Consider the following 13130-nt stretch of genomic DNA (forward strand, 5'->3'; position numbering starts at 1 on the left):
TTCGCCCCGGTCACCGCCTCTCGTGAACCGTCGGCGTCGAGTACCGCAAGTTGTCGCCACTCGGCGTAGGGCCGTGCATCCTGCAACTGCCGCAAGGTACTCTGCGCACCGAATCCCTGCGCCAGCAAATTCAGGCCAAGCACGCCAAGACGCGGATCGGTCACGTTCTGACTCAGCACCACGCCATGCGGACTGGCCCACAAGCAACGGCTGGGAACCGCAATGCTTGAACTGCACACGATGCCGCCAACCATGCCTGTACGCTCGCATCGGCCAGCCAGTGAAAAGGTCATGAGAAAACTCCTCTCAACTATTTGGAATGACGGCGATCACATCGATCTCAACCAGCCACTCGGGCCGCGCGAGCGCTGAAATCACGAGCCCGGTAGAGACCGGATACACGCCCTTCAGCCACTTCCCCACCACCGTATAGACTGCCTCGCGATAACGGACATCGACGAGATAGACCGTGATCTTGCAGATATCCTCAAGCTTGCTGCCGGCTTCGTCCAGCAGCATCGCAATGTTCGCCATGGCTTTTTCTGTCTGGACGGCGATGTCGCCTATGCCCACCGATTCGCGCGTATCCAGATCCTGGCCAATCTGGCCGCGCAAGTACACCGTGCCATTCGCGACCACCGCCTGGCATAAGTCATTGTCCAGTTTCTGCTCGGGGTAGGTCTCGCGAGTATTAAATTTGCGGATGCGGGTATGACTCATGGACACCTCACATTGCGCGCTTGAGCCGCGGCTCTGCGCTGGATTGAACAACACGGTCCGACAGGTTCGCAGCCTTCTTCACATAGCCAAGCGTGCTGTCGAAATCGAAGTTGCGGAACACGGCGCCTAGATGCGCGAACGGCGGCGATTGGGCAAACAACTGGAACGTCAACCGATGTCCGGCGTAGTCGGAATTCAGCATGTCACGGGCGAACGCAAGCAGTTTGCGGCGGTCGTCGGAGACCCAGTTTTCGTTGACGGTGTAGTACTTGTCGAGCCAGTCGCTAATCTCGGGATTGGCAAATGAGGCCCCATCCGGTGTGACGCAAATCTGGCCGCCACATAATTCGCGGGCAAGATGCATCATCTCGTGAAGCCGCGAACACGCTTGCACACGGCCCGTATACAGCAGAGACTGGTTGGGCATCATCAATCCGGCAGGACTACGCTCACCGCATGCAATTGATGCTGTTAAATGGGCGTTGATGGTCTCTCTATACACTGCAAGCGTCGACAATTTTTCTTGCACGGCCTGCTGTTTTTCGAGCCCCGTCTGACGCGCATTGAACAATGCTGTGCCAATCATCAGGTCGGCCAGACGCAGGTTGCGCTGAACGAATGCGAATGCGCTATAGCGATGCAGCGTGGCGCGAATATAGGTAGCGGCCTTCGTGTGCTGATAGAACAGCACGTCTTCCCACGGGATCAGGACGTTGTCGAAAATCAGCAGCGTATCGATTTCATCGCAGCGGTTGGAGAGCGGATAGTCCTCTGGATTGGCCCGACCCGCGAAGCCCGTGCGGCAGATGAACTTGAGCCCAGGCGCCGACATGTTGACGATGAATCCGACCGCGTAGTCAGAGAGTTTCGCGTCGCCCCAGTTGGCAATAGTCGGCTTGACGAACGCCTGGTTCGCATAGGCGGCAGCCGTTTCATACTTGGCACCACGCACCACAATGCCGGTATCGGTTTCTTTCACCACATGCAACAGCATGTCCGGATCCTGCTCCTGAGGCGGTTTCGATCGATCGCCCTTGGGGTCCGTGTTCGCGGACACGTGGAATGGGTCTTCGTGCAGCGTGCGATGAATATGACGCTCGATGTTTTCCGCAAAACGCGGATCCACCTCGTTGAGCACATCCTTACCGTCATACAGCGACCACATCTCACCGATGGTTTCATCCCCCACTCGCGTTGCAATTCCGCCCACGTCGTCCAGCACGGTATCCACTGCCAGCCGCTTGTCGTGCCAGTCTTGCTGCGTGTACGGCAGCTTCAGTCCGATGGCGTTGCGCTCGCCCGTTTTTTCATCGACATAGCTCATGACGCCCTGCGTCGCTTTCTCGTGCGCCATGTCGTAGATACGCGCACGGATATCGACGATAGGCTTGAACATGGGGTGCGTGGTGACGTCGTTCACGCGTTCGCCGTTGATCCAGACTTGCCGTCCGTCACGAATGGAATCGCGATACTGCTCGCCGGTTCTGATCATTTACTGTGCCTCGGTCCGTTGGGAATGTCGTTCGGAAATGGAGTCATGCCTGCGTCTAAAACGCCAAGAACTGGCCGTAGTCGCGCTTGCAATAGAGCAAGGGCATGTGCGTCACCGGCGCGCGCTTGACGGCGGCCACTTCGCCGAAAAACACCGTGTGCGTGCCAATAACCTGCTGCGCGACCACACGGCATTCAAGCGCCGCCACCGCGCCGTCGATAAGCGGTACGCCCAGCGTGCCGGCCGTATTCGAGCAGCAGGAAAAGTCGAAGGGCTTGGCCGTTGCCGAGCGGCCGGCGAACGTATCCGCTATACCGCGCTGCGCCACATTCAGCAGGTTCACCGCGAACACGCCGTTTTCTGCTACCGCTGCATTCGCCGGGCTGCGCGTGTTGATGCAGACCAGCAACGTGGGCGGGTCCGCACACACTGAACTGCAGGCACTGACCGTCACGCCGAAACGCTGCTCGCCGCTGCCGGTCGTCACCACGTGAACCGACGTGGAGTTCGACGCCATGGAATCCAGGAACGCAGCGCGCAAGGTATCTACTTCGCTGGCAATCTTGCCTTCACCTTCCACTGCGCATTCCGTTGAACCGCTGTCTCGCTGCATGTCGTCCTCCTCGCGTGTCCGCTAGCCCTTCGCAAAATCTACGCTCGGGCGACGCATCCGAAAAACATATTTCAAAAATGCAAATCATCGCTTTTGCCTATGCAAGCCTATTTATTTCCACGCACAATAAGCACTAGAAAAGACCACGGGGCGGACCATGGAACCTGCGCAATTACGCTATTCGCTGCGTCAGTTGAGGTACTTCGTCGTCACGGCGGAAGTCTTGTCGTTCACCGCCGCAGCCAAGTTGCTGCATATCTCGCAGCCGTCCATCTCCACAGCGCTGGCGGACCTGGAGGTGTCGTTCGGTGTCCAGCTTTTTATCCGCCATCACGCGAGCGGGTTATCCCTGACGCAGGCGGGCCGGGACATGCTCGGGCGTGCACGCGACCTGCTTAAAAACGCGGAGGACCTGCAGACGGCCGCCAAGGAAATGGACGGCGGCATGTCCGGCGCCATCACGCTCGGCTGCCTCGTCTCGCTCGCGCCGCCGCTCATGCCCGCGATGATGAGCCGCTTCCTCGCCAATCATGCTGGCATTGCATTTCGCACGCTCGAAGCGCATCAGGAGGATCTACTGCGGGGCTTGCACGACGGTTCGCTGGATATAGCGCTCACTTACAACCTCGACCTGACCGACGACATCGCCTTCACGCCGCTGCTGTCATTGCCGCCGTATGTGATCCTGCCCAGGACACATCGGCTGGCACGCGCGCGCAGCGTCGCGCTGGCCGACCTGCGCGACGAGCCTTACGTCATGCTCGACCTGCCGCACAGCCGCGAATATTTCGCCGGACTCTTCGACGCGGTCGGTGGCCGGCCGATTGCCGCATTCAAGTCGTCACAGCCCGAAGTCGTTCGCGGCATGGTGGCGAACGGCCTGGGCTACAGCATCCTCAACTTCCCGCTCAAGTCGAGCCGAACCGTGGATGGTGAAGACTTTGTCATCAAGCAGTTCAAGGACGAGGTGAACGCGACCACGCTGGGTATCGCGCAATCCAGGAGCATGAAACCCCGGCAAGTCGTCCAGCACTTCGCCACGTTCTGCGAAGCGGAAATCAGGCGCCAGCACGGCGGTTGAACGCGCGGGAATACGCGGGAAGGGATGGATTGAAGACCCCTTGCTAGATAGGAAAAAGCTTGGTTCTACATGCAAAAACAATATTTTGGCTGGTAATTTGACTTGATAGATTGATGTCCATGCAGCGAGAGCAACCCGTAGCAAAGATTGAACGGGTTGCCACATTCACTGAATGGTCACTGAGTGGGACAGGGAGGCGCGATGGGTTCTGCAGCGGCATCCTCGATGGCAACGTCGACAGCATCCGGCGCCGGCCCGGACATCGTCCGCGAGTTGCAGGCCAACTGCGAACGCCCGTTCAGCGATGCACGCTCAATGCCACCCGCGGTCTACACCTCGGCTGATTTCCTGGCGCTGGAACAGGAACGCATTTTTCGTCGCGAATGGCTGTGTGTCGGCCGTGCGAGTGCGCTTGCCGAAGCGGGCGACTATCTCACGGCGGATATCGACGGTCAGCCGATCGTCGTCCTGCGCGACGAGCATCTTGAGTTGAAGGCGTTTTCCAACGTGTGCCTGCACAGGATGTCCGTGTTGCTCGAAGGGCGTGGCAACACCCGGCGCATCGTATGTCCGTACCACGCATGGAACTACACGCTCGATGGCAAGCTCCACGGCGCCCCCATGATGGAGCGTCAAAGCGGATTTTGTAAGGAAAGCTACCGATTACCCACGGTGCGATGCGAAGCCTGGCAAGGCTGGATCTACGTCACGCTCGACGCGAATGCACAGCCGGTCGCAGAGAAACTCGCCGGCCTCACGGACCTGATTGCCGACTACGGCATGACCGATTACAAGGAAACATTCTACGAAGAGCACGTCTGGGATACGAACTGGAAAATCCTGGCCGAAAACTTCATGGAAAGCTACCACCTGCCCATGCTGCATCGGGCGACCGTCGGGCCGCATTCGCGTCTCGACGAGATGGAATGCCCACCCGGCAGCGACGCGTTCAATTACCACTGGATCACCAAGGAAGCGTCGCTGCCTATCGGCCAGGCGCATCCGGATAACCAGCGCCTTCAAGGCCACTGGCGCAAGACAACCGCGCTGCTCGCGATCTACCCGACTCATCTTGTCACGCTGACGCCGGGGTATTTCTGGTACCTCGTGCTGCAGCCGATGGGCACGAGCCGCGTTCATATCCGCTTTGGCGGTGGGCTGGCGCCTGAGTTCATCGCGGATCCGAAGGCTACGCAATACATGACGTCGTTGAAAGCGTTGCTGGACGCAGTCAATGAGGAAGACCGGCGAGGCGTGCAGGCTGTGTTCCGTGGTGTGCAGGCGCCGCTTGCAAAACCCGGCCATCTCAGTCACCTCGAACGGCCGAACTACGACTTCGCGCGTTATCTCGCGCAGCAGCTTGCCTGACATACATGCACGTTGCTCACCGCAAGACACGCAACGCGACACCGATCTGAAACCCGGAGCCCACGACACGATGTCCACCCACTCCTTCATCTCCTTCGCGGGCGTGAGCAAGACGTATGACGGCGTACATTACGTCGTGGAAGGACTCGATCTCGACGTAGCGAAAGGCGAATTCGTCTCGCTGCTTGGACCCTCCGGTTCTGGAAAGACAACAACGCTGATGATGCTCGCCGGCTTCGAATCGGCGACGCAGGGCGAGATCCGCCTGAACGGAAAACGCCTCGACGATAAACCGCCGCATCAGCGCGACATCGGCATGGTGTTTCAGAACTACGCGCTCTTCCCGCACCTCACGATCGAACAGAACATCGCGTTTCCGTTGTCGGTAAGAGGCATTGGCAAAGCAGAACAAAAGGCGCGCGTGAAGCGGGCGCTGGAGATGGTCGAGTTGCCGCAACTGGCTTCCCGCCGGCCGTCGCAGTTGTCAGGCGGACAGCAGCAGCGTGTCGCCCTCGCCCGTGCGCTTGTATTCGAGCCAAGCGTGGTGCTGATGGACGAACCGTTGGGCGCACTCGACAAGCGGTTGCGCGAAACCATGCAATACGAAATCATGCGGCTGCATCGCGAACTGGGATTGACGGTGGTTTATGTGACGCACGACCAGGCGGAAGCGTTGACCATGTCAGACCGGGTTGCCGTGTTCTCCGATGGACGCATCCAGCAGGCAGCGACCCCTACCGAACTTTATGAAAACGCGCACAACGCGTTCGTGGCGAATTTTGTTGGCGAGAACAACGGCTTGACGGGTCGGGTGCTCGAACAGGACACAAGCTGGGCGACTCTGGAACTCCCGGACGGCGCGGTTATTCGCGGCCGCTGCGGGCGGGGTCTCCGGAACGGCGAGGAAGCGATGCTGGCGTTGCGTCCCGAGCGCGCGCATATAGCGTCCGCTGACGCCGCGCAGAACGCCGCGGACACCAACGTGGTGAGCGCGCGCGTGGAAGAACTCGTGTATTGCGGCGATCACCACCGCGTTCACTTGAAACTCGGGGAGCTTGGTCATGGCGACAGCATCATTGTCAAAGTCCCGAATACGCAGCACCACGATCTTCCGTCACTCGGCAGTGCAACCGCCGTGGCATGGCGCCACGACGACTGCAAGATCCTCGCAACGGCCGCGACTATTACTCGCGGCCCTGCTCCGTCCATCACCGCAGGAGTCCACTGACATGAAAGCATCACTCGTTCGAACCGGTCTGACGGGCATCGCCGGACTCACCGTTGCAGCGGCCAGCTTGTTCGCCGTCACCGCGCATGCGGCCGATACCATCTCGGTCGTGACCTTCGGCGGCGCTTACGAGGCCGCGGCAAAAAAAGCGTTCTTCGAACCGTTCACGGCGGCTACAGGCATCGGCTTCTCGACCGAATCGTACGATGGCGGCCTTGCCAAACTGTCCGCCATGGAACAGGCCAAGAACCCGACGTGGGACTTGATCGACCTTGAATCCAACGACGCGATCACCGGTTGCGACGAAGGCCTGTTGCGCAAGATAGACCGCAAGACGCTCGGCAACACCAGCGCGTTCATCCCGGGTTCGATCATGGATTGCGCGGTAGCCGCCATGGTCTGGTCGACCGTGTATGCCTACGACACGACCAAGCTCAAGACCGCGCCGACCACGATCAACGACTTCTTTGACCTGAAGAAATACCCGGGAAAACGAGGCTTGCGCAAGTCGCCGAAGGTGACGCTCGAATGGGCGTTGCTCGCTGACGGCGTGAAAACCGCCGATGTCTACAAGGTGCTCGGCACGCCCGCCGGCGTCGACCGCGCGTTCAAGAAACTCGACACAATCAAGCCAAGCATTGTCTGGTGGGAAGCCGGCGCGCAGCCGCCGCAATTGCTTTCCGATGGCGCGGTGGTCATGACACAGGCCTATAACGGGCGCATTGACGACGCAGTGCACAAGGACCACAAGCCATTCGAATCCGTGTGGGATGGCCAGGTCTATGACTTCGAATGGTGGGGTATTCCGATGGGCGCGAAGAACGGTGACGCCGCAGCAAAGTTCATTGCTTCGGCTTCGAGCGCACAAAGCTACGCAGACCTGACGAAGTACATTGCTTACGCGCCGCCGCGCAAGGATGCGATTCCGCTGATTGCGAAGGATCGCCTGAACGACTTGCCGACGGCTCCCGCCAACTTCAAGCACGCACTGCAGATCAACGCGAGTTTCTGGGCGGATAACGCCGACCAGATCAACAAGCGCTTCCAGGTCTGGCTGACACAGTAAGGCGACCCGTGACCGTGACAGTGACCAGCAATCTGCAGGAACCCGCTGAGCGCGAACCGTCCACCGGTTCCGCCTCGGGAGCGGGCGGCCGTGCGGCATACGAGAGGACGCGCCGCCGGGCGTCGGCCCAGGCACTCCTGCTTGCGCTGCCGCTGCTGTTGTTCCTGCTCGCGACCTTCATTGCGCCCATCGCGATCCTGCTGTCACGGAGTGTCGAGAATCGCGAGGTGCCGGTGAACCTGCCGGCATTGTCGCAAGCGCTCAAGGCATGGAATGGCGAAGGCGTGCCCGACGAGCACACCTTCGCCATCCTCGCAGCGGATATGCGCCGTGCGTCCGCGGAAGGGCAATTGGGAACCGTCGCGCGGCGGCTGAATTTCTACCTGCCGGAGTTTCGCAGCTTGCTGATGCGGACCGCGCGGCAGTTGCCCGAAACTGCGCCACCCGCCTGGAAACCGGCACTGATTGAACTCGATCCGCGCTGGGGCACGCATGACATCTGGCGCATCCTGAAGCGCTCTGCCGTATCGCCTACGCCCGACTATCTGTTAGCCGCCGTCGACGCTACTGTCACACCTGAAGGTTCGGTCGCTTCCCTGCCCGCCGATAGCTCCGTGTTCATCAACGCGTTTGCGCGCACCGTATGGATCAGTGCGTCGGTCACGCTGCTGTGCCTCGTGCTCGGTTATCCGGTCGCCTACTTGCTCGCCACCCTGCCTGCAGCGAAGAGCAATCGCCTGATGCTGCTGGTGATCGTGCCGTTCTGGACGTCGCTGCTCGTGCGCACGACCGCGTGGTACGTGCTCCTGCAACCGGGCGGGGTCATCAACAGCTTGCTCATGGGGATGGGTCTCGTTAGCCATCCATTGCCGCTGTTGTTCAATCGCACCGGCGTGCTGATCGGCATGACACATATCCTCCTGCCTTACATGATCCTCGCGATCTATTCGGTCATGAAGAGCGTGTCGCCGGTGTACATGCGCGCGGCGCAATCGCTCGGCGCGCATCCGGTCACGGCGTTCATCCGCATCTATGTGCCGCAGACCTTGCCGGGTGTCGGCGCTGGCTGCTTCCTCGTGTTCGTGCTCGCGCTGGGTTACTACATCACGCCTGCATTGCTGGGCGGCGCGGGTGACGAAATGATCAGCCAGTTGATTGCGGCGCAGACCAACGAACAGCTCAACTGGGGGTTGGCCGGCGCGTTGTCAGCGTATCTCGTGATCTTTACGGCCGTGTTCTATTTCGTGTTCAACCGGCTCGTCGGCATCGACCGGCTGCGCTTCGGCTAAGGGGCGGGACTCATGCAAAGCCAGCGCCATCTCGTGCTCTCCGAACGCATTGCGTCGAAATGGTTGCGCGTGCATTCCGCGCTCATCCTGTTCTTCCTGATCGCGCCCATCCTGGCCATCGTGCCGCTGTCGTTCAACACCGGCGCGTACTTCTCTTATCCGATGCAAGGCTTCTCTCTGCATTGGTATGCGAAAGCACTCGGCAGCAGCGACTGGCAACGTGCGTTCCTCAACAGCATCGGCATTGGCGCCGCGTCCACGGTGCTGGCCACCTGCCTCGGCACGCTCGCGGCGCTGGGCCTGAGCCGCGCGAACTTTCCGTTTCGCGCGGTCATCATGCCGCTGCTCATCTCTCCGATGATCATCCCCATTGTGGTCGTTGCCGCCGGGTTCTATCTGGTCTTCGCGCCGCTCGGTCTCGTCAATTCATACGTTGGCGTCGTGCTCGCGCATGCGGCGCTCGGCACGCCGTTCGTGGTGGTCACCGTGACTGCCTCCCTGCTCTCGTTTGACCAGAGCCTCATTCGCGCGGCGTCGGGACTTGGGGCCACGCCATGGATCGCCTTTCGACGCGTCACGTTGCCGTTGATTGCACCGGCCGTGGCGACAGGCAGCGTGTTTGCGTTCGCTACCTCGTTCGATGAAGTCATCGTGATTCTTTTTATCGGCGGCCCGGATCAGCGGACCGTACCGCGCCAGATGTGGAGCGGCATTCGCGATTCGATCGATCCTTCGATACTCGCGGTCGCCACCATGCTGATTCTCTTCGCGGTGGCGTTGTTCACCAGCATCAACTGGCTCCGCGGCCGCAGTGCGGCGGCGGCGTTGCCGGGGAGCTAAGAGCTTTAAGGGAGCCGACGATTGTCTTTGATCGGCTCGGTTCCTTCGTTAGTGGCAATCGTGTTGGCAGGAGACCTGACGCATAGCGCCGCTTGATTAAATATTAAAGGAGAACAGCATGCTGGCTACAGAACGGGAAGCGTTCGAGCGCGACGGCGCCGCGGTGTTGCGCGGGGTGTTTAAAGACTGGGTCGAGCCCTTGCGTGAAGGCGTGGAATACAACGCCACCCATCCGGGACCTTCGTTCAGGAACTACACGCCCGAGAAAACAACGGGACGTTTTTTCGGCGACTACTGCAACTGGCAGCGCATTGAACCGTTCAGGGACTTTGTCGAGCACAGTCCGGCCGCGTCGGTGGCTCAGGCTTTGATGGGCTCGCAGCGTGCACGCATCTTTCACGAACATGTGCTGGTGAAAGAAGCGGGCGCGGCGAAGCTGACGCCATGGCATCACGATGAGCCGTACTACTGCGTCAGCGCCGAGCAAGCGGTCAGCCTATGGATTCCACTCGATCCGGTGCCTCGCGAGACGTGCGTCGAATTCGTGGCGGGGTCCCACAAGTGGGGCAAGTTGTTCCGTCCGCGCAAGTTCAGCGGCGTGGCGTATGACCATAAGTCGGATCGGCTGGAAGAGTTGCCGGACATCGATGCGCACCGCGGTGACTACCAAATCCTTGGTTGGGATCTGGCGCCGGGCGATGCCATCGCGTTCAACTTTCATACGGTACACGGAGCGCCGGGTAACGTAGGCGGTCAGCAATCGCGGCGGGTAGTGTCGTTCCGATGGCTTGGCGATGGCGCGCACTACGTCGACCGCGGCGGCGAGACTTCTCCGCCTTATCCTGAACTGGCTGGCCGGTTTGCTTCCGGCGATCCGCTGCCTGAGGCGGAGTTTCCGTTCATCGTCTAGGTTTCCCGATTTGATACATGGCGCCGCCTCTGCCCGTTTGGTCTCTTAAAACCAACCGCCCCAATGCCGTGACTATTTGTGGGGACCAGACGGATACCTACTCGATCAGATCAACCTGAAGAGATCGCTGGTCGGCGCGGCCATGATCGTCGATCGCCCGAACGCTATAACTGCCCGCCGTACGCGGCTGCCAGTACAACGCCACGCCTGGGTCACTGCGTCCCACATAGGCGTCGTTGACGAACCAGTACAGTGCGTGCGCGTCGGCATCGGTAGCTGCATTGAAGGCAATGCGCTCCTGGCCGAGCTGCTTCAGCCGCATCGCATAGACGCTGCCACGCAGGGGCGATGTGATCTGCGGCGCAACGCCATCCGGCGTACCGGCATTGTGGCACTCGGGGTTTTGCGGCGGCTTGCGGCGCGGAATACCCGCTTGCCTGAACACCTGCTGCAGATCGGAAGACCAGAACTCGTACACCTCCTCATGCGTATGCTTACCAGCATAGGGAGGACATGCCGGCAAGCCGCTTGCGTCGTCGATCACCACAGGACGATGCACATTGCTTACGCGGATCGGCGATTTGCCCGGTATGAACCAGGTCCAACCGAGTTGCGGACACCATTGGTTAGGCAGATCGCCGCTCGCGAGACAGATCTGCACGCGCTTGAGATTGGCTGGTCTGGGCCTGAACGGTTCGGTCGGTTGCCCACGTTCGGCTTCCAGTCCATCGACGATCTGGAAGAACAGCGGCGCAGCAGCATCCACACCGACGAATGCCGGATTGCCCGTGCCGTCGAAATTGCCTACCCATACAACCAGTACATACGGGCCGAATACGCCAGCGGTCCACGCATCGCGAAACGCCCAGGACGTGCCGGTCTTCCAGTACACCGGCAGATGTGACGGCTGGGCGCCGCTGATCTCGTCGGGCCGCAGATGCTGCCGCAGCACATCCATCACCATGAAGCTGGCCTCGTCGCTGAGGATGCGGGTGCCGGCCACCTGAGGGTCGTTTGCGCGCAGGCGCAACGGCCTCAGTTCACCGCGATTAGCGAGCATCGCGTAGAGCCCTGCCAGTTCCTGCATGGTCACTTCTCCACCGCCGAGCACTAGCGCGAGCCCGTAGTGCTGCTCGCTGGCCATCCGGCCGATGCCGGCTTGCTGCAGGAACTGATACAGATTGGGCTGATGCAATTGCGAGGCCACCCACACCGCCGGGATATTGCGGCTACGGTTCAATGCGTCGGTGGCGGTGATCGGACCCAGGAAATGGCCGTCGAAATTCTCCGGCGTGTAAGGGCCAAACGAGGTAGGCACGTCCCGCAGCACGGTCTGCGGATGCAGAACACCCTGGTCGAAGCCCAGCGCATAGATGAACGGTTTGAGCGCCGAGCCTGGAGAGCGCCGCGCCAATGTCCCGTTAACCTGACCTTGTATGGAGTGATTGAAATAGTCCGCCGAGCCGACCAGCGCCTTGACACCCATGTCGCGGGTGTCGACCAGCATGGCCGATGCATTTCGAATCCCGATCCCGTTGTTACGTGCGACGTAGCGGGCAATCTGCCGCTCGAGAATACGCTGCAGGTCCAGATCGAGCGTGGTCCGCACGCGGGAATCGTGATCGTCGCCGTCAATCCGCCCTGCCGCCAGCACCTGCTCCACCGCGTGCGGCGCCTCGAACGGCAAGCGTGACAATGGCCGGATAGTCAAAGGGAGCGCGAACAGCGGCTTGACTGCGGCATCCTGTGGATGACCCGCGAGCCACCGCGCGTAAAGGCGGTTGCGCGAGGCCGTGAGTTGCGGGTTGATCACTGCATCGGCATTGGTGCCCCATCGCGTTGGCACACTGGGCAAACGGCGCGCCGGATCCTGCGGAATCACCGCCAGCGTGAGCACCTCCGGCAAGCTCAGCGCGCTCACCGGCTTGCCGAAATACGCGATGCTCGCAGCACCGGCCCCTTCGACGTTACGGCCATACGGCGCATCGTTCAGATACGCCTCGAGAATCTGCTGCTTCGAGTAGAACAGTTCAAGCTGAATCGCGCGTGTCACCTGTTTGAGCTTGCCCCACGGCGTACGCGTGTTGAGCTGCCATAGCGAACGCGCCAGTTGCATGGTGATAGTCGAGCCGCCCTGGGGGTTGCCGTGGCGCACGTAGGTCACCCACGCACCGCGTGCGAGACCATACGGATTAAAACCGGGATGCCAGCGATACCATCGGTCCTCATGCAACAGCACCGCGTCCGCCAACTGCGGCGACATGTCTTTGAGCGGCACCCACAAACGGAAGCGGTCGTCGCTGGCGAGGGTCAGGCGTAACAGGCGGCCGTGATCGTCGTAGACGGCAGTCGAGGACGGTTTCCAGCCTTGCAGCAACGGATGCGGCCACAGCCGGCAGCCCGCCAGCGCGCCCACGACGAGCAGCGCGCCGACAAGCCAGTTCTGCCAGCGCTGAAGCCAACCGATGCACGCATGCAGCAAGGGACGAAGTAAAGACACGATGATGAGGTTCGCCAAGTGCA

At 60.7% G+C, this 13130-nt stretch carries 12 protein-coding genes; 7 read left to right on the forward strand and 5 right to left on the reverse strand.

Features of this window, described 5'->3' with window-relative positions:
- From GSQ93_RS28030 to GSQ93_RS28045, 4 genes are all read right to left on the reverse strand, one after another.
- A partial coding sequence (locus tag GSQ93_RS28030; RefSeq protein WP_158938903.1) for a DUF1028 domain-containing protein occupies positions 1–293 on the reverse strand: 293 nt, incomplete at its 3' end.
- A gap of 13 nt (positions 294–306) precedes the next feature.
- A complete protein-coding gene (locus GSQ93_RS28035; RefSeq protein ID WP_158938904.1) occupies positions 307–720 on the reverse strand; it encodes a RidA family protein in 414 nt (137 codons plus the stop codon).
- A 7-nt stretch (positions 721–727) separates the two neighbouring features.
- On the reverse strand, positions 728–2212 hold the full coding sequence (locus tag GSQ93_RS28040; RefSeq protein WP_158938905.1) for a 4-hydroxyphenylacetate 3-hydroxylase family protein: 1485 nt from the start codon (positions 2210–2212) through the stop codon (positions 728–730).
- A 55-nt stretch (positions 2213–2267) separates the two neighbouring features.
- A complete protein-coding gene (locus GSQ93_RS28045; RefSeq protein ID WP_158938906.1) occupies positions 2268–2825 on the reverse strand; it encodes a flavin reductase family protein in 558 nt (185 codons plus the stop codon).
- Positions 2826–2982: 157 nt separating this feature from the next.
- Here GSQ93_RS28045 and GSQ93_RS28050 point away from each other — a divergent pair, with 157 nt between their 5' ends.
- From GSQ93_RS28050 to GSQ93_RS28080, 7 genes are all read left to right on the forward strand, one after another.
- Positions 2983–3906, forward strand: a complete 924-nt coding sequence (locus GSQ93_RS28050) for a LysR family transcriptional regulator (RefSeq protein WP_158938907.1) — start codon at positions 2983–2985, stop codon at positions 3904–3906.
- Positions 3907–4131: 225 nt separating this feature from the next.
- On the forward strand, positions 4132–5274 hold the full coding sequence (locus tag GSQ93_RS28055; protein WP_158938908.1) for an SRPBCC family protein: 1143 nt from the start codon (positions 4132–4134) through the stop codon (positions 5272–5274).
- Between the two features lie 70 nt (positions 5275–5344).
- The gene (locus GSQ93_RS28060) at positions 5345–6502 is read left to right on the forward strand and encodes an ABC transporter ATP-binding protein (RefSeq protein WP_158938909.1); all 1158 of its coding nucleotides are present in this window, start codon (positions 5345–5347) and stop codon (positions 6500–6502) included.
- A 1-nt stretch (position 6503) separates the two neighbouring features.
- Complete coding sequence (locus tag GSQ93_RS28065) at positions 6504–7568, forward strand: ABC transporter substrate-binding protein (protein WP_158938910.1); 1065 nt, start codon at positions 6504–6506, stop codon at positions 7566–7568.
- 32 nt (positions 7569–7600) lie between these two features.
- On the forward strand, positions 7601–8857 hold the full coding sequence (locus GSQ93_RS28070) for an ABC transporter permease (protein ID WP_158939055.1): 1257 nt from the start codon (positions 7601–7603) through the stop codon (positions 8855–8857).
- 12 nt (positions 8858–8869) lie between these two features.
- Entirely contained in the window at positions 8870–9697 is an 828-nt protein-coding gene (locus tag GSQ93_RS28075) for an ABC transporter permease (protein ID WP_158938911.1), read from the forward strand.
- Between the two features lie 118 nt (positions 9698–9815).
- Positions 9816–10607 (forward strand): phytanoyl-CoA dioxygenase family protein, encoded by a 792-nt coding sequence (locus GSQ93_RS28080; protein ID WP_158938912.1) that lies wholly within the window; start codon positions 9816–9818, stop codon positions 10605–10607.
- Between the two features lie 97 nt (positions 10608–10704).
- Here the strand turns inward: GSQ93_RS28080 and pbpC are convergent, their stop codons facing one another.
- Positions 10705–13107, reverse strand: a complete 2403-nt coding sequence (gene pbpC / locus GSQ93_RS28085) for a penicillin-binding protein 1C (RefSeq protein ID WP_254074098.1) — start codon at positions 13105–13107, stop codon at positions 10705–10707.
- Positions 13108–13130 lie beyond the last annotated feature (23 nt).

Origin of the sequence: Burkholderia sp. S171 (genome assembly GCF_009766085.1) — a bacterium.
Classification (GTDB): Bacteria; Pseudomonadota; Gammaproteobacteria; order Burkholderiales; family Burkholderiaceae; genus Caballeronia.

Excerpts from the sequence above, each read along its gene's own strand:
- GSQ93_RS28080 (WP_158938912.1), top strand. The coding sequence starts at position 9,816 with ATGCTGGCTACAGAACGGGAAGCGTTCGAGCGCGACGGCGCCGCGGTG.
- GSQ93_RS28075 (WP_158938911.1), top strand. The coding sequence starts at position 8,870 with ATGCAAAGCCAGCGCCATCTCGTGCTCTCCGAACGCATTGCGTCGAAA.
- GSQ93_RS28045 (WP_158938906.1), bottom strand. The coding sequence starts at position 2,825 with ATGCAGCGAGACAGCGGTTCAACGGAATGCGCAGTGGAAGGTGAAGGC.
- GSQ93_RS28055 (WP_158938908.1), top strand. The coding sequence starts at position 4,132 with ATGGCAACGTCGACAGCATCCGGCGCCGGCCCGGACATCGTCCGCGAG.
- GSQ93_RS28035 (WP_158938904.1), bottom strand. The coding sequence starts at position 720 with ATGAGTCATACCCGCATCCGCAAATTTAATACTCGCGAGACCTACCCC.
- GSQ93_RS28065 (WP_158938910.1), top strand. The coding sequence starts at position 6,504 with ATGAAAGCATCACTCGTTCGAACCGGTCTGACGGGCATCGCCGGACTC.
- GSQ93_RS28040 (WP_158938905.1), bottom strand. The coding sequence starts at position 2,212 with ATGATCAGAACCGGCGAGCAGTATCGCGATTCCATTCGTGACGGACGG.
- GSQ93_RS28050 (WP_158938907.1), top strand. The coding sequence starts at position 2,983 with ATGGAACCTGCGCAATTACGCTATTCGCTGCGTCAGTTGAGGTACTTC.
- GSQ93_RS28060 (WP_158938909.1), top strand. The coding sequence starts at position 5,345 with ATGTCCACCCACTCCTTCATCTCCTTCGCGGGCGTGAGCAAGACGTAT.